This is a genomic window from Streptomyces sp. NPDC045470, assembly GCF_040646595.1.
In the GTDB taxonomy this organism is placed as follows: domain Bacteria; phylum Actinomycetota; class Actinomycetes; order Streptomycetales; family Streptomycetaceae; genus Streptomyces.
In genome coordinates this window covers 985,890-1,005,095 of record NZ_JBEZAN010000001.1, presented here as the reverse complement: position 1 = coordinate 1,005,095, position 19,206 = coordinate 985,890, and the positions used below count along the sequence as shown (strand labels likewise).

16 protein-coding genes are annotated in these 19,206 nt (G+C 73.2%); 15 read left to right on the top strand and 1 reads right to left on the bottom strand.

Annotation, left to right across the window (positions count from 1 at the left end; genetic code table 11):
- The first annotated feature begins 206 nt into the window (after positions 1-206).
- From AB0A97_RS04395 to AB0A97_RS04340, 12 genes are all read left to right on the top strand, one after another.
- Positions 207-2,132, top strand: a complete 1,926-nt coding sequence (locus AB0A97_RS04395) for a TIGR03960 family B12-binding radical SAM protein (protein WP_361144211.1) — start codon at positions 207-209, stop codon at positions 2,130-2,132.
- A 123-nt stretch (positions 2,133-2,255) separates the two neighbouring features.
- Complete coding sequence (locus tag AB0A97_RS04390) at positions 2,256-3,464, top strand: hypothetical protein (RefSeq protein ID WP_361144208.1); 1,209 nt, start codon at positions 2,256-2,258, stop codon at positions 3,462-3,464.
- A gap of 118 nt (positions 3,465-3,582) precedes the next feature.
- Positions 3,583-4,326 carry a TIGR03936 family radical SAM-associated protein gene (locus tag AB0A97_RS04385; RefSeq protein ID WP_361144206.1) on the top strand — a complete coding sequence of 248 codons (744 nt, stop codon included), beginning with the start codon at positions 3,583-3,585 and terminating at the stop codon, positions 4,324-4,326.
- Between the two features lie 250 nt (positions 4,327-4,576).
- Complete coding sequence (locus tag AB0A97_RS04380) at positions 4,577-8,614, top strand: Rne/Rng family ribonuclease (RefSeq protein ID WP_361144203.1); 4,038 nt, start codon at positions 4,577-4,579, stop codon at positions 8,612-8,614.
- A gap of 227 nt (positions 8,615-8,841) precedes the next feature.
- Positions 8,842-9,162: a 50S ribosomal protein L21 gene (gene rplU, locus AB0A97_RS04375; RefSeq protein WP_031001886.1), complete on the top strand. Its 321-nt coding sequence runs from the start codon at positions 8,842-8,844 to the stop codon at positions 9,160-9,162.
- Between the two features lie 14 nt (positions 9,163-9,176).
- Positions 9,177-9,434 (top strand): 50S ribosomal protein L27, encoded by a 258-nt coding sequence (rpmA, locus tag AB0A97_RS04370; protein ID WP_030020524.1) that lies wholly within the window; start codon positions 9,177-9,179, stop codon positions 9,432-9,434.
- A 142-nt stretch (positions 9,435-9,576) separates the two neighbouring features.
- The gene (gene obgE, locus AB0A97_RS04365; RefSeq protein ID WP_361144200.1) at positions 9,577-11,013 is read left to right on the top strand and encodes a GTPase ObgE; all 1,437 of its coding nucleotides are present in this window, start codon (positions 9,577-9,579) and stop codon (positions 11,011-11,013) included.
- A 265-nt stretch (positions 11,014-11,278) separates the two neighbouring features.
- A complete protein-coding gene (gene proB, locus AB0A97_RS04360) occupies positions 11,279-12,397 on the top strand; it encodes a glutamate 5-kinase (RefSeq protein ID WP_361144197.1) in 1,119 nt (372 codons plus the stop codon).
- Between the two features lie 357 nt (positions 12,398-12,754).
- Positions 12,755-13,252 (top strand): hypothetical protein, encoded by a 498-nt coding sequence (locus AB0A97_RS04355; RefSeq protein ID WP_361144194.1) that lies wholly within the window; start codon positions 12,755-12,757, stop codon positions 13,250-13,252.
- A gap of 153 nt (positions 13,253-13,405) precedes the next feature.
- Positions 13,406-14,674, top strand: a complete 1,269-nt coding sequence (locus tag AB0A97_RS04350; protein WP_125056295.1) for a glutamate-5-semialdehyde dehydrogenase — start codon at positions 13,406-13,408, stop codon at positions 14,672-14,674.
- A gap of 138 nt (positions 14,675-14,812) precedes the next feature.
- The gene (locus tag AB0A97_RS04345) at positions 14,813-15,448 is read left to right on the top strand and encodes a hypothetical protein (protein WP_361144191.1); all 636 of its coding nucleotides are present in this window, start codon (positions 14,813-14,815) and stop codon (positions 15,446-15,448) included.
- Between the two features lie 153 nt (positions 15,449-15,601).
- Entirely contained in the window at positions 15,602-16,774 is a 1,173-nt protein-coding gene (locus AB0A97_RS04340; RefSeq protein ID WP_361144189.1) for a hypothetical protein, read from the top strand.
- On the opposite strand, the gene AB0A97_RS04335 is transcribed toward AB0A97_RS04340, so the two are convergent.
- Positions 16,737-17,855 (bottom strand): M48 family metallopeptidase, encoded by a 1,119-nt coding sequence (locus tag AB0A97_RS04335; RefSeq protein WP_361144186.1) that lies wholly within the window; start codon positions 17,853-17,855, stop codon positions 16,737-16,739. The genes AB0A97_RS04340 and AB0A97_RS04335 overlap by 38 nt on opposite strands.
- A gap of 140 nt (positions 17,856-17,995) precedes the next feature.
- Between AB0A97_RS04335 and AB0A97_RS04330 the strand changes: the two genes are divergently transcribed.
- The 3 genes from AB0A97_RS04330 to nadD all read left to right on the top strand — a co-directional run bounded on the left by AB0A97_RS04330 (position 17,996) and on the right by nadD (position 19,180).
- Positions 17,996-18,172: a hypothetical protein gene (locus AB0A97_RS04330; RefSeq protein WP_361144183.1), complete on the top strand. Its 177-nt coding sequence runs from the start codon at positions 17,996-17,998 to the stop codon at positions 18,170-18,172.
- Between the two features lie 164 nt (positions 18,173-18,336).
- Positions 18,337-18,498, top strand: a complete 162-nt coding sequence (locus tag AB0A97_RS04325) for a hypothetical protein (RefSeq protein ID WP_031001894.1) — start codon at positions 18,337-18,339, stop codon at positions 18,496-18,498.
- A gap of 52 nt (positions 18,499-18,550) precedes the next feature.
- Complete coding sequence (nadD, locus tag AB0A97_RS04320) at positions 18,551-19,180, top strand: nicotinate-nucleotide adenylyltransferase (RefSeq protein WP_050510248.1); 630 nt, start codon at positions 18,551-18,553, stop codon at positions 19,178-19,180.
- Positions 19,181-19,206: the final 26 nt, after the last annotated feature.

Sequence of the window (19,206 nt, the reverse complement as noted above, 5' to 3'; positions counted from 1 at the left end):
GGGCGGGACGGCGGCGACGACCGTGGCGGTGACCGTGGCGTGGCGGGCAGCACGGGTCCGCGCCACGCCCGGCGGGCCGCCGCCCGCCCGGTGACCCACCGTCCGCGCGCCGTCACCCCTTGCCCACCAGGGCGGTCTCGTCAACAGGGCCGCGTTCCCGAGGTACGCTGGATGGTCACCCCTGCCAGCTCATGAAAGACGCCGCGATGCCTGTCGAGACGGTCTTCCCGCGCCTGGAAGCGCTTCTCCCGCATGTCCAGAAGCCCATCCAGTACGTCGGTGGAGAGCTCAACTCCACCGTCAAAGACTGGGATTCCTGCGATGTGCGCTGGTCGCTCATGTACCCGGACGCCTACGAGGTCGGGCTGCCCAACCAGGGCGTCATGATCCTTTACGAGGTCCTCAACGAGCGCGAGGGCGTGCTCGCCGAGCGCACGTACAGCGTGTGGCCGGACCTCGAAGCGCTGATGCGCGAGCACAAGGTGCCGCAGTTCACGGTCGACGCGCACCGCCCGGTCAGCGCCTTCGACGTGCTCGGCGTCTCCTTCTCCACCGAGCTGGGCTACACCAACCTGCTCACCGCCCTGGACCTGTCGGGCATCCCGATCGAGGCCAAGGACCGTACGGAGGACCACCCGCTGATCCTCGCGGGCGGTCACGCGGCGTTCAATCCGGAGCCGATCGCCGACTTCCTGGACTGCGCGGTGGTCGGCGACGGCGAGCAGGCCGTGCTGGAGATCACCGACATCATCCGCGCCTGGAAGGCCGAGGGCCGTCCCGGCGGGCGCGACGAGCTGCTGTTCCGCCTCGCGAGGACCGGCAGCGTGTACGTCCCCAAGTTCTACGACGTGGAGTACCTGGCCGACGGGCGCATCTCGCGCGTCGTGCCGAACCGCTCCGGCGTCCCGTGGCGGGTGTCCAAGCACACCGTCATGGACCTGGACGAGTGGCCCTACCCCAAGCAGCCGCTCGTCCCGCTGGCCGAGACCGTCCACGAACGGATGTCGGTCGAGATCTTCCGTGGCTGCACCCGCGGCTGCCGTTTCTGCCAGGCAGGCATGATCACGCGCCCCGTGCGGGAGCGAAGCATCACCGGCATCGGCGAGATGGTGGACAAGGGTCTGAAGGCCACGGGATTCGAGGAGGTCGGCCTGCTGTCGCTGTCCTCCGCGGACCACACCGAGATCGGCGACATCGCCAAGGGCCTCGCCGACCGGTACGAGGAAGACAAGATCGGCCTGTCGCTGCCGTCGACCCGCGTCGACGCCTTCAACGTCGATCTTGCCAACGAGCTGACGCGCAACGGCCGACGCTCGGGACTGACCTTCGCGCCCGAGGGCGGCAGCGAGCGGATGCGCAAGGTCATCAACAAGATGGTCTCGGAAGAGGACCTGATCCGTACGGTCGCCACGGCCTACGGCAACGGCTGGCGGCAGGTGAAGCTGTACTTCATGTGCGGCCTGCCCACCGAGACCGACGAGGACGTCCTCCAGATCGGCGACATGGCGGTCAACGTGATCGCCAAGGGCCGCCAGGTGGCCAACTCCAACGACATCCGCTGCACGGTCTCCATCGGCGGCTTCGTGCCCAAGCCGCACACGCCGTTCCAGTGGGCGCCGCAGCTCTCCGCCGAGGAGACCGACGCGCGCCTGGAGAAGCTGCGCGACAAGATCCGCGGCGACAAGAAGTACGGCCGCTCCATCGGCTTCCGCTACCACGACGGCAAGCCCGGCATCGTCGAGGGCCTGCTCTCGCGCGGTGACCGCCGCGTCGGCTCGGTCATCCGCGCCGTCTACGAGGGCGGCGGCCGCTTCGACGGCTGGCGCGAGCACTTCTCGTACGACCGCTGGATGAAGGCCGCCGAGGAGACGCTGCCCGAGTACGGCGTGGACGTCGCCTGGTACACCACCCGTGAGCGGACGTACGAGGAGGTCCTGCCCTGGGACCATCTGGACTCCGGTCTGGACAAGGACTGGCTCTGGGAGGACTGGCAGGACGCCCTCGACGAGACCGAGGTCGAGGACTGCCGCTGGACCCCGTGCTTCGACTGCGGCGTGTGCCCGCAGCTCGATCTCGACATCCAGATCGGCCCGACGGGCAAGAAGCTGCTGCCGCTGACCGTCGTCAAGTAAGCGATCCAGGCGCGCGAGCGCGCCACGGCCCGTGCCCCGGCCCGGCCCCCGCAGCGATGCGGCGGCCGGGCCGCGGCATGTGTGCGTCGGTGCCCATAACGGGTGCGAGGGGGAGAAAACCGGATGGAGTCCACGGGTGGGCCGTCGCTGGTCAAGGAGCACGAACGGGACCGGGTGCCGGAGCCGTACGCGCCGGGAGAGGGCTGCCTGACGCGGGTGGTCCGGCTGCCGGTGCGGATTGCCGTCCTGGTGCTCGTGGTGCCGGTGCGCATGGTGTGGGACGCGCTCGCGGCCTGCGGCCGTGCCGTGCACCGCGGGGTGCTGCGCCCTGTGGGGCGCGGGCTGTCCTGGCTGGGGCACGTCCTCGTCGTCGCGCCGCTGACCTGGGTGTACCGCCGGGTCCTCACGCCGATCGGACACGGTATCGCCTGGACCGCGCGGGCTTTCGGTACGGCGTTGCTCTGGCTGGCCAAGGCGCTGTTCTACTGGCCGTGGGCCGCTCTGTGGCGGTATGTGCTGGTGCCGGCCGGGGTGGCCGTCGGGGTGGCCGTGGCCTGGCTGGTCCGTCACCTGGTCGTGGCGCCGGCGCTCTGGGGGTACCGCTGGGTCCTCACTCCGGTGGGTCATGCCTTCAGGCGGCTCGCGGGCGGCTTCGGCCGGCTGGTCCGTGGGCTGGGGGCGGGGCTGGCCTGGCTCGGCCGTCATCTGGTCGTGCTCCCCGCCCAGTGGTGCCACCGGCACGTACTGACGCCCGTCGGGCACGGCGTCGCCTGGCTGGCCCGCGGCATCGCGGCCGCCGTCACCGCCCTCGTACGGTGGACGGTCGTCGTACCGGCCGTCGCGGTGTGGCGGTACGTCCTCGCCCCGGTGGGCCGGGCCGTCGTCGGCGCCGTGACCGTCGTCGTGCGCGAGACCGGTGCCGCGTTCGGTCACTGCTGGCGGGTGGCCGGGTACGTGTCCCGGGCCGTCGGCCGGGCCCTCGGCACACTCCTGCGGTGGATCTTCGTCGAGCCGTTCCGCTGGGCGTACCGCACCGTTCTCACCCCGGTGGGCCATGCCGTACGGGACGGCCTGTGGCGCCCGGTGCGGCGCGCGGCGGGCGCGGCCGGCCGGTCCGTACGGCAGGGGCTGGCCGCCGCCCGGCAGTCCGTCCGGCAGACCCGCGCCGACCTCCGGCGGGCCCTGTTCGGAGCACCCGGGCAGCAGGAGCGCGCCGCGATGCCGCGGCCCCGGCGGGAACCCGGGGTACCGCGGGCACGTACTCTAGGTAAGACGTCCGGGCGCGACGTGTCCTCGCCTGGGCGGGGGCCCGGGCCGGGCGACGCCGGGTAGGCGTCATCCGGACGGACCGTCCCCGCCCCGCGCGGGGTGACGTCCGGCAGCGCCCTCACACCAAGGAGAAGTAACACTGGGCAAGCGACAGCCCGAAGGCCCGCCGCCCGCACCGGCGGTGCAGCGCATCCGACTGCGCTACACCAAGCGCGGCCGCCTCCGGTTCACCAGCCACCGCGACTTCCAGCGCGCTTTCGAGCGGGCGCTGCGCCGCGCCGAGGTCCCCATGGCCTATTCGGCGGGCTTCACCCCGCACCCCAAGGTGTCGTACGCCAACGCCGCGCCGACCGGTACGGGCAGCGAGGCCGAGTACCTGGAGATCCAGCTCGCCGAGCGCCGCGATCCGGCCATGCTCCGGGAGCTGCTCGACGAGTCGCTGCCGGCCGGTCTGGACATCACCGACGCGGTGGAGGCCCGTACCTCCGGCCTCGCCGACCGGTTGCAGGCGTCGGTGTGGGAGCTGCGGCTCGACGGCGTCGAGCCGGCCGAGGCGGCACGGGCCGCCGAGACGTTCCTCGCCGCCGAAGAAGTGCAGGTCGAACGCCGTACGAAGAACGGCATGCGGACCTTCGACGCGCGCGGCGCGGTCACCCGCCTGGAAGCCGTCGCCCCCGAGGGCGATAGGCCGGACGGCAAAGCCTGTGCGATACTGCGGCTGGTTGTTCGGCATTTGACACCTGCCGTACGACCCGACGACGTCCTGTCCGGCCTCCGAGCTACGGCCGACCTGGCGCCGCCGGTCCCCGCAGCGGTGACCAGGCTGGCGCAGGGGCTGCTCGATGAGGAGACCGGCGCGGTGACCGACCCGCTCGCGCCCGACCGCGACGCTGCCGAGGCCGGCACAACAACGGCCGCCGGCTGAGCGCCGCGAGGCGCCGGACGGTTCTGCACAGGACCGCCGTCGTCGCGTCGCCGATCAGCCAGGGAGCCACCCCGGTCCGGCAGACGCACTGACCAGCAGACTTTCGCCGGTCCCCGACCTACGGGCCCGGCGAGCGAGACGACAGCTCCCGTGCGGCGCCCGCGCCCCGGAGGGCGGCACCGTGCCACACCGGCGGGCCGCGTCCGGATCCAGGCGCGGCGCCCGGGAGCGTGACGGGAGAACCGCCCGCATGCTCGAACCCATTGAGCCCAACGAACCCAGCGGCCCTTCGGAGCAGTCCTCCGAGGGCGGCACCCCCAGCGACACGCTGCCGCCGCGCCGTCGGCGCCGCGCCGCCTCCCGGCCGGCCGGCCCGCCCTCGGGGGCGGCGAGCGCCACCGCCGGGAGCCCGGTGACCGCGGACAGCGGTACCGAGGCGACCGGCAGCGCGGCCGTGAGCGCCGCGCAGGACGACCAGGGCGCCGCCTCGACGGTCGTCTCCGGCGACGACGCCAAGCCGGCGCGCACCCGCCGCCGCGCCACCCGTAAGGCCACCGCCCCCGCGGGCTCCCCGCAGGCGGCCGAGACCGCACAGACTTCCGCCGAGGCTCCGGCCGCCGCGGCGCCGGCCCCGCGGGAGGCACAGCCGGCCGCCGAGGACGAGGCGCCGAGCGCCCGCCCCCGCCGTCGCGCCACCCGCCGTGCCTCCGCGCCCGCCGGCTCGCCGAACGCCGAGGCGCCCGCCGAGACGCAGGCCCCCGAGGCGCAGGCCGCGTCCGGCGACCAGGCCGCCGCGCCCGCCGCCCCTGAGCAGCCCGCCGCGTCCGACGACGCCAAGCCCGCCCGTTCGCGCCGCCGTGCGACCCGTAAGGCCACCGCGCCCACCGGCTCGCCGCAGCCCGCCGCCGAGCAGCCGCAGGCGGCCGCCCCGGCGCAGGCGGACGCCGAGGACGAGGACGAGGCCGAGGAGACCGCCGCGGCCCAGGCCCAGGAAGAGGCTCCGGCCGCGCCCGCCGAGGACACCAAGCCCGCCCGTTCGCGCCGCCGTGCGACCCGTAAGGCCACCGCCCCCGCGGGCTCCCCGCAGGCGGCCGAGGCCGCGGAGAGCGCTCAGCCCGCCGCTTCCGGCGCCGAGGCCGCCGAGCCGGCGTCCGGCTCCGGTGACACGCCGCGCCGTCGCTCGCGCCGCCGTACCGACCGTGCGGCCGAGACCGCACAGCAGGAGCAGGCCACCGCCGAGCAGCCGCGCGCCGAGGCCGAGGCCGCGCCGGAGGAGCCCGCCGCCCGTGGCTCCCGCCGCCGTGACCGCCGTCCGCCGACGGCCGTGTTCCAGGCGCCGGTCTTCACCGAGCCGATGTTCCAGACCCCGGAGACCGCCGCCGCGGCTGCCGCTGCCGCGGCCGAGCAGGCCGCCGAGGAGCCCGCCGCCGAGCAGGACGAGCAGCCCGCGTCCGGCGGCCGCCGCCGTCGCCGCCGGGGAGCCGCCGCCGAGCCCGAGCAGCAGCCCGCGGCCGAGCAGGCGCCCGCCCCGAAGGCGGAGAAGGCCGAGCCCGTCCAGGACACGCAGGCCATCCAGGACGACACCGACGACTCCGACGACGACACCGACGACGAGCGCGGCGACGCCGCGCAGGGCGACGACGAGTCGGGCGACCGCCCCTCCCGCCGCCGCCGTCGCGGTGGCCGCCGCCGCCGTCGCGGCGAGGCCGCCGACGGCAGCGACGAGCAGTCCGGTGAGGACGGGCCGTCCGACGCCGGGCAGCCGGCCGCCGAGGAGGAGCAGGCCGAGCAGGCCGCGTCCGCCGCGGAGGACGACGACGACCAGCAGGGCGGCGGCTCCAGCAGCAGCCGTCGGCGCCGTCGCCGGCGCCGGCGCAGCGGTGACCTCGGTGACGGGGACGCCGGCCAGCAGGGCGGCGACGACCCGGAGCGCACGGTCGTCAAGGTCCGCGAGCCCCGCAAGAAGGACGAGCCGTCCGACGAGGTCCAGTCCATCAAGGGCTCGACGCGTCTGGAGGCCAAGAAGCAGCGCCGCCGCGAGGGCCGCGAGCAGGGCCGCCGCCGGGTGCCGATCATCACCGAGGCGGAGTTCCTGGCGCGCCGCGAGGCCGTCGAGCGGGTGATGGTCGTCCGCCAGAGCGGCGAGCGCACCCAGATCGGCGTCCTGGAGGACGACGTGCTCGTCGAGCACTTCGTCAACAAGGAGCAGTCGACCTCGTACGTCGGCAACGTCTACCTCGGCAAGGTGCAGAACGTCCTGCCGTCGATGGAGGCCGCCTTCGTCGACATCGGCAAGGGCCGCAACGCCGTGCTGTACGCGGGCGAGGTCAACTTCGAGGCGCTCGGCATGGCCAACGGGCCGCGCCGCATCGAGACCGCGCTGAAGTCCGGCCAGTCCGTGCTGGTGCAGGTCACCAAGGACCCGATCGGCCACAAGGGCGCCCGCCTGACCAGCCAGGTCTCGCTGCCCGGTCGCTACCTGGTCTACGTGCCCGAGGGCTCGATGACCGGCATCAGCCGCAAGCTGCCGGACACCGAGCGGGCGCGGCTGAAGCAGATCCTGAAGAAGATCGTCCCCGAGGACGCGGGCGTCATCGTCCGTACCGCCGCCGAGGGCGCCAGCGAGGACGAGCTGCGCCGCGACGTGGAGCGCCTGCAGGCGCAGTGGGAGGACATCCAGAAGAAGGCCAAGGCGGGCTCCACCAGCTCGCCGAGCCTGCTGTACGGCGAGCCCGACATGACCGTCCGGGTCGTCCGCGACATCTTCAACGAGGACTTCTCCAAGGTCATCGTCAGCGGTGACGAGGCGTGGCAGACCATCCACGGCTACGTCTCGCACGTGGCGCCGGACCTGGCCGACCGCCTCCAGAAGTGGACCTCGGACGTGGACGTCTTCGCGACGTACCGCATCGACGAGCAGCTGATGAAGGCGCTGGACCGCAAGGTCTGGCTGCCCTCCGGCGGTTCGCTGGTGATCGACAAGACCGAGGCCATGGTCGTCATCGACGTCAACACCGGGAAGTTCACCGGTCAGGGCGGCAACCTCGAAGAGACCGTGACCAGGAACAACCTGGAGGCGGCCGAGGAGATCGTGCGCCAGCTTCGGCTGCGCGACCTGGGCGGCATCGTCGTCATCGACTTCATCGACATGGTGCTGGAGTCCAACCGGGACCTGGTGCTGCGGCGGATGCTGGAGTGCCTGGGCCGCGACCGTACGAAGCACCAGGTCGCCGAGGTCACCTCGCTGGGCCTGGTCCAGATGACCCGTAAGCGGGTCGGCCAGGGCCTGCTGGAGTCCTTCTCCGAGTCGTGCGTGCACTGCAACGGCCGCGGCGTCATCGTCCACATGGACCAGCCGGCCTCGGCCGGCGGCGGTGGCGGCAAGCGCAAGAAGAAGGGCAAGGGCGGCGGGTCCGGCCAGGACCACCAGCAGCACGACCACCAGCACCACGACGAGCACCAGGACGCGGAGACCGCGCGCGCCGACGAGCACCCCGAGCTGGAGCCCGTCGCGGTGACCGAGGCGGAGCTGCAGCCCGCGGTGGCCGACACCGACGAGTGGTTCGGCAGCCCGGCGGAGGCCGAGGCGGCAGCCGGCGGCGCACGCGGCCGTGGCCGCCGTCGCGCCAGCCGCAAGGTGTCCGCACCGGCGGGCGCGCCCAAGGCGTCCGAGGCCGCCGCGATCGTGGTGGAGGCCGCCGAGCCGGCGCCGGCCGCCGAGCCGGAGCCCGCCGTGGAGCCGGAACCGGCCGCGGAGCCCGCACCGGCCCGTCCGCGCCGTCGTGCGACCCGTAAGGCGACCGCTCCCGCGGGTTCGCCCAAGGCCGCCGAGGAGGCCCCGGCGGCGGAGGCCGCACCGGAGCCGGTCGCCGAGCCCGCGCCCGAGCCGGCTGCCGAAGCGGTCGCCGAAGCCGCCGAACCGGCCGTGGAGGCTCCCGTGGACGCCGCTGCGGGCACGGACGCCACCGTGAGCACGGACGCCGTCGAGGAGGCCGCCGAGGAGGCGCCCGCCAAGAAGACCGCGGCGAAGAAGGCGGCCAAGAAGGCGCCCGCGAAGAAGGCGGCGGCCAAGAAGACGGCCACGACGAAGAAGGCGGCGGCGAAGAAGACCACCACCGCCAAGAAGGCGGCGGCGGAGAAGGCCCCGGCCAAGAAGGCCGCCACCAAGAAGGCCGCCACCAAGAAGACCACCGCGAAGAAGACCACGACGAAGAAGGCGGCGGCCAAGAAGACCGCCGCCGCCGAGCAGGCCCCGGCCGCGTCGGTGTCGGCTTCGACGGAGGACTGAACCGGACGGACCGTGCCCCGGGCCCACGTGCCCGGGGCCGGTTTGACCCCCCGGTCAAGGCCCCGTAACCTTGACCGTCGGCGTCTGTAGTACGCCAAACCCCTGAGCAAACACCTCCCGGTCCGCCGGGGGAGGCCGCTCGTCCACTCGGATTCCACGGGATCTCACGAACCCGTGTGAGCGGCTGGCATCAGTGGTCCCGTATCTAGCGAGAGAGTGAGATCCGCGTGTACGCAATCGTGCGTAGCGGTGGTCGTCAGCACAAGGTTGCTGTCGGCGACATCGTCGAGGTTGACAAGATTTCTGCCGGCAAGGTTGGCGACGCGGTCGAGCTCTCGACGCTGCTCGTCGTCGACGGCGAGTCGGTTACCAGCGACCCGTGGGTGCTGGCCGGGGTGAAGGTCCAGGCGGAGATTGTGGACCACCACAAGGGCGCCAAGATCGACATCCTGAAGTACAAGAACAAGACCGGCTACCGCAAGCGGATCGGTCACCGCCAGCAGTACACGGCGATCAAGATCACCGGCATCGACTCGCCGGCGAAGTAAGGGACTGAGGAGACATGGCACACAAGAAGGGCGCATCGTCCACTCGGAACGGTCGCGATTCCAATGCTCAGCGGCTCGGCGTGAAGCGCTTCGGCGGTCAGGCCGTCCTCGCCGGTGAGATCCTGGTCCGCCAGCGCGGCACCCACTTCCACCCGGGCACGGGCGTCGGCCGTGGCGGCGACGACACCCTGTTCGCCCTGGCCGAGGGTGCGGTGCAGTTCGGCACCCACCGTGGCCGCAAGGTCGTGAACATCGTTCCGATCGCCGAGTGACCCACCACTCCGGCATCGAGCGATAGCTCAGCAGCACCACTCCGAGGGCGGACCGCCTCTCCCCGCAGTACGCGGGAAGGCCGGTCCGCCCTTGGCGTGTTAGTACAGAGACAATTCCGTCGTATCTGGAGGCATTCCCACCATGACCACCTTCGTGGACCGCGTCGAGCTGCATGTCGCCGCGGGTAACGGAGGCCACGGCGTGGCCTCCGTGATGCGCGAGAAGTTCAAGCCGCTCGGCGGCCCGGACGGCGGCAACGGCGGCCGTGGCGGCGACGTGATCCTGGTCGTCGACCAGGACGTCACCACGCTGCTGGAGTACCACCACCACCCGCACCGCAAGGCCACCAACGGCCAGCCCGGCGCCGGTGACCACCGCGCCGGCAAGAACGGCCAGGACCTGGTCCTGCCCGTCCCGGACGGCACCGTCGTCCTGGACCGCGCGGGCAACGTGCTCGCCGACATGGTCGGCCAGGGCACCACCTTCGTGGCGGGGCAGGGCGGCCGCGGCGGCCTCGGCAACGCCGCGCTGGCCTCCGCCCGCCGCAAGGCCCCCGGCTTCGCGCTGCTCGGCGAGCCCGGCGAGGCCCGCGACATCGTGCTGGAGCTCAAGACCGTCGCGGACGTCGCGCTGGTCGGCTACCCGAGCGCCGGCAAGTCCTCGCTGATCTCGGTGCTCTCGGCCGCCAAGCCGAAGATCGCCGACTACCCGTTCACCACCCTGGTCCCCAACCTCGGCGTGGTCACGGCCGGTTCGACCGTCTACACCATCGCGGACGTCCCCGGTCTGATCCCCGGCGCCAGCCAGGGCAAGGGCCTGGGCCTGGAGTTCCTGCGGCACGTCGAACGCTGCGAGGTGCTGGTGCACGTCCTGGACACCGCGACCCTGGAGTCGGACCGCGACCCGGTCTCCGACCTCGACATCATCGAGGCGGAGCTGGCCCAGTACGGCGGCCTGGACGACCGGCCGCGGGTGGTCGTCCTCAACAAGATCGACATCCCGGACGGGCAGGACCTCGCCGACATGATCCGCCCCGACCTGGAGGAGCGCGGCTACCGCGTCTTCGAGGTCTCGGCCGTCGCGCGCACCGGCCTCAAGGAGCTGTCGTACGCGCTGGCCGGCATCGTCGCCGAAGCCCGTGCCGCCAAGCCCGTACAGGAAGCCACCCGTATCGTCATCCGCCCGAAGGCCGTGGACGACGCGGGCTTCACGGTCACCCCGGAGGGCGAGGGCTTCTTCCGCGTCCGCGGCGAGAAGCCGGAGCGCTGGGTGCGCCAGACCGACTTCAACAACGACGAGGCCGTCGGTTACCTCGCCGACCGCCTCAACCGCCTCGGCGTCGAGGACCAGCTCCGCAAGGTCGGCGCGCAGGCCGGCGACGGCATCGCGATCGGCCCCGAGGACAACGCGGTCGTCTTCGACTGGGAGCCGATGATGGCGGCGGGCGCCGAGATGCTCGGCCGCCGCGGTGAGGACCACCGCATGGAGGCGCCGCGCCCGGCCGCGCAGCGCCGCCGCGACCGCGAGGCGGCGCGGGACGAGGCGGAGGACGAGTACCAGGACTTCCGTCCGTTCTGAGTCCGTGCCGTCGTCCGTTCCCGCGGCCGTACGTACGTGCGGAAGGCCCCCGGTGCTCCCGGGGGCCTTTCCCGTGCCGTACGCCGTTCCGCGCCGCCTCAAGGGTGAGCCCCACAACGGCCGGCGGGGTGGGCCGTGGGAATCCGACGGGCGCCCGCCGGTCCCCCTGCCGTAGATTGCGGTGGTACGGAAACACCCGTACGGAACCTCCCGGACACGGGACCGTCCGTACGCGGCGGCGCACAGGCGAGCACAGGGGTAGGCAGTGGCAGGCGCAAGGCAGGACGTGACGGACGCCCGCAGGATCGTGGTCAAGGTCGGTTCGTCCTCGCTGACCACGGCGAGCGGCGGTCTGGACGCGGACCGGGTGGACGCGCTGGTGGACGTGCTGGCCAAGCACCAGGACAAGGAGATCGTGCTGGTCTCCTCCGGCGCCATCGCGGCCGGCCTGGCGCCGCTGGGCCTGGACCGGCGCCCGCGCGACCTGGCCCGGCAGCAGGCCGCCGCCAGCGTCGGCCAGGGCCTGCTGGTCGCCCGCTACACCGCCTCCTTCGCGCGCTACGGCCGCCGCGTCGGCCAGGTCCTGCTCACCTCGGACGACACCAGCCGCCGCGCCCACTACCGCAACGCCTTCCGGACCCTGGACCAGCTTCTGGCCATGGGTGCCGTACCGATCGTCAACGAGAACGACACCGTCGCCACCGACGAGATCCGCTTCGGCGACAACGACCGGCTGGCGGCCCTGGTCGCCCACCTCGTACGGGCCGACCTGCTCGTGCTGCTCTCGGACGTGGACGGGCTCTACGACGGCGACCCGAGCCTGCCCGGCACCTCCCGGATAGCGCAGGTGAGCGGCCCGGCCGACCTGGAAGGCATCTCGATCGGCAGCGCCGGCCGGGCCGGCGTCGGCACCGGCGGCATGGTCACCAAGGTCGAGGCGGCCCGGATCGCCGCCGCGGCCGGTGTCCCGGTCGTCCTGACCTCCGCGGTGCACGCCGCCGACGCCCTGGCCGGCGGCCCCACCGGCACCCACTTCCTGCGCACCGGCCGCCGCTCCGCCGACCGGCTGCTGTGGCTGGCGCACGCCTCCACCCCGCGCGGCGCGCTGGTGCTGGACGACGGCGCCGTCGAGGCCGTCGTCGAACGGCACTCCTCGCTGCTGCCCGCCGGCATCGCCTCGGTCGACGGGGAGTTCAGCGCCGGCGACCCGGTCGAGCTCCGGGACACCGCGGGCCGCGCCGTCGCCCGTGGCCTGGTCAACTTCGACGCGCGGGAGATCCCGCGGCTGATCGGCCGTTCCACCCGTGACCTCGCCCGCGAGCTGGGGCCCGCGTACGAACGCGAGGTCGTGCACCGGGACGATCTGGTCGTACTGCACCACTGACGGCCGTCACAACAGGGAAACAAGTGGCAGGAAAGGTCCAAAGACCAGCCTTTCCACGGAGACCTTCTCGAAAATGCCCCCGCGACGGCCCGCGGGCTGGTCAACTTTGTTGCGGGGACGGCGTCCGGGGAGCGCCGTCCGCCGCGCGCGAGTGCGCGCCGAGGGACAGCAGTGCCGGACCACTGCCGAGGAACCGCCCGCGACCGGGCCCCGGAGCAGCGCGATCCGCGCTGACCCGAGCGGTCCGTACGCGGCGGCGCAGCCGGCGGCGGGCCGGTGCCGGTGACGGAAGACAGCACCGATCGGCTCCGCCCCCGTGGGTACGAGCGGAGCGATACGCATAACAGGAGGCCGCCGGTGAGACGAGGGCGCTCAGGGGCGCTGCCCCGAGGGACGGCGGAGCGCACACTGACCAGCGTGGGACCCGCCGGACCGGCCGGCGGGTCCGCGTCCGGGGACCGTGCCGGGCCGGGCGGGGCGACGTCCGAGCGGCCGTCGCCCGGGCGCCGCGAGGCGTCCCGGCTGTGGCACGTCACCCTCAGCGTCTCGGGGGCCGAGGCCCCCGTCCAGGAGGTCCGGCGGGCACTGGAGCAGCTCGCCCACGACCACCCCTTCCTGCTGACCAGCCGCTACGCCAACGACCACGCCGAGATCCGCTACTGGGAAGAGGCCCGCGACCTGCACGACGCCGCGGCGGTCGCCCTGCGGCTGTGGGGCGAGCACCGCTCCTCGGCCGGGCTGCCGCCGTGGGAGATCGTCGGCCTGGAGGTCATCGACCGGGAGACGTACCACCAGCGCGTCGCCGAGGGGTACGGGCCGCCGCCCGCGTCCCGGGTGGGCGTGCATCCGTACTGACACCCGTGCCCCTGCGGGCACCCGCAGGGGCACCGGTACCGGCGGGCGGCGGACCGTGGCCCGCGGCGCCCGTACCGGTGGGCGCGGGCCACGACGTCTTGCCAGATGGAAGGCGGCCGGACCGCACTCCGCCGCCCGGTTACGCTTTCCGCCATGACCAGCGAATCAGCGCACTCCTCACCCGTCATCGAGACCGCCCGGCGCGCCAAGGAGGCGGCGGCCGTCCTGGCGCCGCAGCCGCGCACCGCGCGCGACGGCGCGCTGCTCGCCATCGCCGACGCCCTGGTGGCCCGTACCGAAGAGATCGTCGCCGCCAACGCCGGGGACGTCGCCAAGGCACGGGCCGCGGGCACCGGCGAGTCCCTGGTGGACCGGCTCACCCTGACCCCCGAGCGGGTCACCGCGATGGCCGCCGACGTCCGCGACGTGGTGGCGCTGCCCGACCCGGTGGGCGAGGTGCTGCGCGGCTCCACCCTGCCCAACGGCCTCGACCTGCGGCAGGTCCGCGTCCCGCTGGGTGTCGTCGGGATCATCTACGAGGCCCGGCCGAACGTGACCGTGGACGCCGCCGCGCTGTGCCTGAAGGCCGGCAACGCGGTGCTGCTGCGCGGCTCGTCCTCCGCCTACGCCTCGAACACGGCGCTGGTCGAGGTGCTGCGGGACGCGGTGGCGAGCGTCGGGCTGCCGGCCGACGTCGTCCAGCTGGTGCCGGGGGAGAGCCGCGACTCGGTGCGCGAGCTGATGCGGGCGCGCGGCCTGGTCGACGTGCTGATCCCGCGCGGCGGCGCCTCGCTGATCCGTACGGTCGTCGAGGAGTCCACGGTCCCGGTGATCGAGACCGGCACCGGCAACTGCCATGTGTACGTGGACGAGCACGCCGACATCGACATGGCGCTGGACATCCTGATCAACTCCAAGGCGCAGCGGCCCAGCGTCTGCAACGCCGCCGAGACGGTCCTGGTGCACGCGGGCATCGCGGAGACGTTCCTGCCGCGGGCGCTGGAGGCGCTGACCCAGGCCGGGGTGATCGTGCACGGTGACACCGCGTGGCAGCAGGCCGGCCCCGGCCTGGTCGCGCCGGCCACGGACGAGGACTGGGCGGCCGAGTACCTCTCGTACGACATCGCCGCGGCCGTCGTGCAGGACCTGGACGCCGCGGTGGCGCACATCCGCCGCTGGTCCTCCGGGCACACCGAGGCGATCGTCACCACCTCGCAGGCGGCGGCCCGCCGGTTCACCCAGCTCGTGGACTCCACGACGGTCGCGGTCAACGCCTCCACCCGCTTCACCGACGGCAGCCAGTTCGGGTTCGGCGCCGAGATCGGCATCTCGACGCAGAAGCTGCACGCCCGCGGCCCGATGGGGCTTCCGGAGCTGACCTCGACGAAGTACGTCGTCACCGGGGACGGCCACACGCGCTGACGGCCGCATGCGCTGATGGTGCGGGCGGGGGACTCGGGTGGGCCGGGGCGGGACCGGTGCCAGGTGCCGTCCTCCGGTCCGCGGCCGAATTCCCGTGCTACCCGCCCACGACCGACCGCCCCGGGCTAGTCTGGACGGGTGCCGGACGACGTGGGGGGCAAGCCGTTCCCGGACGGCGAGGAGCCCGACGAGCACAGGCAGCCGAGCCACGGGGAAGCGGACGAGGACTTCGCCTCCGTGGTCCTCGACGAGGACTTCGTGCGGTCCGCGCGCTTCCACGAACCCACCGCGGTGGAACGGATGCTGGCCGCCGCCCAGGCACGCGCCGAGGCCGACGCCGCCCGCGCCCGCCCGGGGTACGGCACCGACCCGGACGCCGACGACGCCCAGGACGGCCGGCCCCGCACCCCGGGCCGCCGCTACGGCCGCGGCACCGGCGCCGCCCGCGAGCGGGGTGCGGATCCGGACGCGTACGGACCCCACGGACCGTACGGCCCGTACGGCGGCGCCCTGCGCCCGTACCGCGGCAGTGTCCGCTGGCACCGCCCGGTGGCCTGGGTGCTCGCCGTTCTCATGGGCATCGGCCTCGTCGCGCTCGCCTTCTCCGCGGTCTACCGCGGCGCGTCCGGCGGGCGCACGCAGACTCCGGCGCCCCCGCCCGCGACCAGCGGCGTGGACGGCGTACCGCCCGTCCGCTCCAGCCTGGTGCCGTCGGCGTCCGCCTCGGCCGAGTCGACGCCGCCCCCGGCTTCCGCCGCTCCGCGCACCGGCTGAGAGCCGGGGCCCGCACGCCTCCCCGGGCGCGCCGGGCGGCTCCCGCGAACGGGTCCGGCCACCGCAAGCGGGGGACACAGCTCCGGCAGAACCCGCCGAACTTGTCCCGTACCAGGGCGTTTATCGGCGCCTCCACAGACCTACCCTTGTGGTATGGCCGGTGCTGGTGACCCTCCCGAAGGGACCCCCGGGGGCGCCGCGGGAGGCGGAGAGGACGAATACCGATCCGTCGTCTTCGACGAATCGTTCGTACGAGCTGCACGCCTTCAGGAGTACTCGGCGAGGGAGCGCATGGAGGACCACGCACGGGCCGTGCGCACCCGGCACGCCTGGGCCCGGCTCGGCGGCGCCCGGCAGGCCGTGCTCCTCGCCCTGCTGATCGTCATCGCCTTCGGCACCGCGATCTACATGGGGGTCCGCCACCCCTACCGGCCACCCGAGCCGATGGCGGCGGAGCCGCTGCGGTCCACGGTCGTGCCGCTGGCGCCGGACGGCGCCGTGCCGGGCGGCAAACCGGCCGACCTCTTCGCGCGCAGCCCCGCGGCGCAGTACCGCATCGGCGCGGCGGGCGTGAACCTGCCCGCGGTCTCGCGGACCGAGCACTTCTCGGACGGTCAGGTCGTCTCCGCCCTGACTCTCGCCAAGGACTACATCGTGCGTTCCTCGATCGACCCGGCCACCCTGACGGGAGGTTCCGTACGGCCGGTGGGGCTGCTGCTCGACCCCGGCCAACTCGACCAGTTCGACCGGAGTCTGGCGCACCCGGCCGACGACGGGCGGCACGCGGCCACCGGCTGGCTGACCCGCTTCGACCCGGACGAGGTGGAACTGGCCGACACCGATGTGCGGGTGACCGGCACCCTGTCGGCCACCGAGGTCGGCGCGGACGCGCTGGAGGTGAGCGCCGACTTCACCTTCGCCTACGCGGTACGCCCGGCGGGTGCGGGTGCGGGTGCGGGTGCGGGTGCGGGTGCTGGGGCCGGTGCCCGTGCGGCCGGGGGCGCGGGGGCCGGTGCCGAGGCCACGGCGGGGCAACAGGCCCCGGCCGCCTCGCTGTTCACCGTCCGCCGCGAACTGCGCTTCCGGATCAGCCGCGACGACCTGGACGACCACCGCCTGGAGGTGCTGGAGAGCAACCTCCAGGCGGGGCCGATGTCCTGCTCCGCCGACGCGTCGAGCGCCTTGCGGCCGCTGCTCGCGGGGCAACGGGCCGGGGACGCCGGGCCGGCGGCCACCGACCCGTACGCCCGCGGCCGTTCGAACACGGGGCTGTGCGGGAAACTGGCGGTTACTTCCCAGCCGGGCCCGGCTCGTCCGGACCGTTAGCGCCGTCCGACCCGTTCGCACCGCCCGAGCCGCCCGTACCGCCGGGTCGGGAGCCGCCGCGGAAGACCGTGTCCCGCAGCTTGCCGCCGAGGTCACCGGCGCCGCCGGCGATGTCGCGCACCAGACCCATCAGCGGGTCCTTGCTGGTGCGCACCGACTCGGCGTAGTGCGCGGCGGACTCACGGAAGGATTCGGACACCGAGGTGTCCTTGTCCTCGTCCCTGCGCGGATAGTGGCCGTCCATGATGCGCTGGTGGTCGCGGCTGGCCGCCCACTTCTTCAGCTCGGCCGCCCGCACGGTGGTGAACGGGTGGCTGCGCGGCAGCATGTTCATCACCTTCAGCACGGAGTCGCGCAGGTCACCGCCCGCCTCGTACTCCTCGGCCTGCTTCAGGAACGCGTCCACGTTCATCTCGTGCAGGTGGTTGCCGCCGGCCAGCTTCATCAGTCCGCGCATGGACGCCTGCAGGTCCTGTCCGACCAGCAGCCCGGCCCGGTCCGCCGACAGCTCCGACTTGCGGAACCACTCGCGCAGCGCCGTCACTATCGCCATGATCGCGACGTTGCCCAGCGGGATCCAGGCGACCTTCAGCGCCAGGTTCGTCAGGAACAGCAGGATCGTGCGGTACACCGCGTGACCGGACAGCGCGTGGCCGACCTCGTGGCCGATGACCGCGCGCATCTCCTCCTCGTCGAGCAGCTCGACCAGGCCCGTGGTCAGCACGATGACGGGCTCGTCCAGACCGATGCACATGGCGTTCGGCTGGGGGTCCTGGTTCACGTACATCGGCGGGACCTTCTCCAGGTCCAGGATGTAACAGGCGTCCCGCAGCATGTCGTTGAGGTGCGCGAACTGCTGGTCGCTGACGCGCACCGAGTCCGACAGGAACAGCAGCCGCAGGCTGCGCTCCGGCAACAGGCCGCTGAGCGTCTTGAAGACGGTGTCGAACCCGCTCAGCTTGCGCAGGGCCACGAGCGCGGAACGGTCTGCCGGGTGCTCGTAGGCGCGGGACGAGATCCCGGGGAACCGCCTGCGGTCCCGGCTCGGTACGCGCTCGCTGCCGCCTGGGCTCTCCGTCATTGGGGCCTCCCCCTGTTCGACTGCGTGTGATTCAGACTAGAGGACGCCACTGACAGCCATTTGGATGCCCAGGCGTACGCTGGCGAGCGCACCGGGGCCCGCAGATGCCCACATGCCCGTACAAAGGGAGCGCTTCAGTCATGCCGAACACGAGCGTGCTGCTCGCCGCCGCGGCGGAGACCTCGAAGAACGACGGCCCGGGATGGATCCTGCGCACCGTCCTGATCGTCGGCATCCTCGGGGCCGTGTTCCTCGCATGGGTCCTGCTGCGCAATTACGGGAAGGACGGCCAGGACGGCCACGACGACCGGGACTGACCCGCCCCTTCCCGGACGGCCCACCCCTCGCGGACCCGGAGCGGCCCCGCGGACGGGCGTGCGAACGCCCTCCCGGCGGAGTCGGCGTGAGACACGCGTGAGCTCGCGCATACGATGTGGCGGAAGTCTCTGTCCGACCCCATCCCGGATTGGTTCTGCCGACGATGAGCCTGCACACCACCGCACAGCACCTGGTCACCCTCGCCGAAGGCGGTCAGGAGGGCGGCGCGCACGAGAGCCTCAACCCGTTCGTCACGGGTGGCGGCGCACTGATCGCCCTGCTCCTGCTGCTCTGGATCACCACCCGCTTCAACCGGGACCGCTGAGGGCGGGCACCGGGACCCCGGCACCGCGCAGCGCCCAGTAGGGTCTGCACGCATGGGAGAGCAGACAGGGCCCGTGAAGCGGCGGCTCGGAGTGATGGGCGGGACATTCGACCCGATCCATCACGGACACCTGGTCGCCGCCAGCGAGGTGGCCAGCCAGTTCCACCTCGACGAGGTCATATTCGTCCCGACCGGGCAGCCGTGGCAGAAGAGCCACAAGACGGTGTCGCCGGCCGAGGACCGCTATCTGATGACGGTCATCGCGACCGCGTCCAACCCGCAGTTCTCCGTGAGCCGGATCGACATCGACCGCGGCGGCAAGACGTACACCATCGACACGCTGCGGGAGCTGCACGAGCAGCACCGTGACGCGGATCTCTTCTTCATCACCGGCGCCGACGCGCTCGGCCAGATCCTCACCTGGCACGACGCGCCGGAGCTGTTCTCACTCGCCCACTTCATCGGGGTGACCAGGCCCGGGCACATACTCGCCGATCCCGGGCTTCCCGAAGGGGCGGTGTCCCTGGTCGAGGTGCCGGCGCTGGCCATCTCCTCGACCGACTGCCGGGCGCGCGTCGCCCAGGGGGACCCGGTCTGGTACCTGGTGCCGGACGGTGTCGTGCGCTACATCGACAAGCGCGACCTGTACCGCGAGGACCTGACCGGCCACGACGGCCGTTGACATCTGTTGCCGACGGCCGCCGACGA

Bases quoted from the DNA above. Each gene is read 5' to 3' on its own strand.
- nadD (WP_050510248.1), top strand. From the start codon at position 18,551: ATGGGAGAGCAGACAGGGCCCGTGAAGCGGCGGCTCGGAGTGATGGGC.
- AB0A97_RS04325 (WP_031001894.1), top strand. From the start codon at position 18,337: ATGAGCCTGCACACCACCGCACAGCACCTGGTCACCCTCGCCGAAGGC.
- AB0A97_RS04395 (WP_361144211.1), top strand. From the start codon at position 207: ATGCCTGTCGAGACGGTCTTCCCGCGCCTGGAAGCGCTTCTCCCGCAT.
- obgE (WP_361144200.1), top strand. From the start codon at position 9,577: ATGACCACCTTCGTGGACCGCGTCGAGCTGCATGTCGCCGCGGGTAAC.
- AB0A97_RS04330 (WP_361144183.1), top strand. From the start codon at position 17,996: ATGCCGAACACGAGCGTGCTGCTCGCCGCCGCGGCGGAGACCTCGAAG.
- AB0A97_RS04380 (WP_361144203.1), top strand. From the start codon at position 4,577: ATGCTCGAACCCATTGAGCCCAACGAACCCAGCGGCCCTTCGGAGCAG.
- rpmA (WP_030020524.1), top strand. From the start codon at position 9,177: ATGGCACACAAGAAGGGCGCATCGTCCACTCGGAACGGTCGCGATTCC.
- AB0A97_RS04350 (WP_125056295.1), top strand. From the start codon at position 13,406: ATGACCAGCGAATCAGCGCACTCCTCACCCGTCATCGAGACCGCCCGG.
- AB0A97_RS04340 (WP_361144189.1), top strand. From the start codon at position 15,602: ATGGCCGGTGCTGGTGACCCTCCCGAAGGGACCCCCGGGGGCGCCGCG.
- AB0A97_RS04390 (WP_361144208.1), top strand. From the start codon at position 2,256: ATGGAGTCCACGGGTGGGCCGTCGCTGGTCAAGGAGCACGAACGGGAC.
- AB0A97_RS04335 (WP_361144186.1), bottom strand. From the start codon at position 17,855: ATGACGGAGAGCCCAGGCGGCAGCGAGCGCGTACCGAGCCGGGACCGC.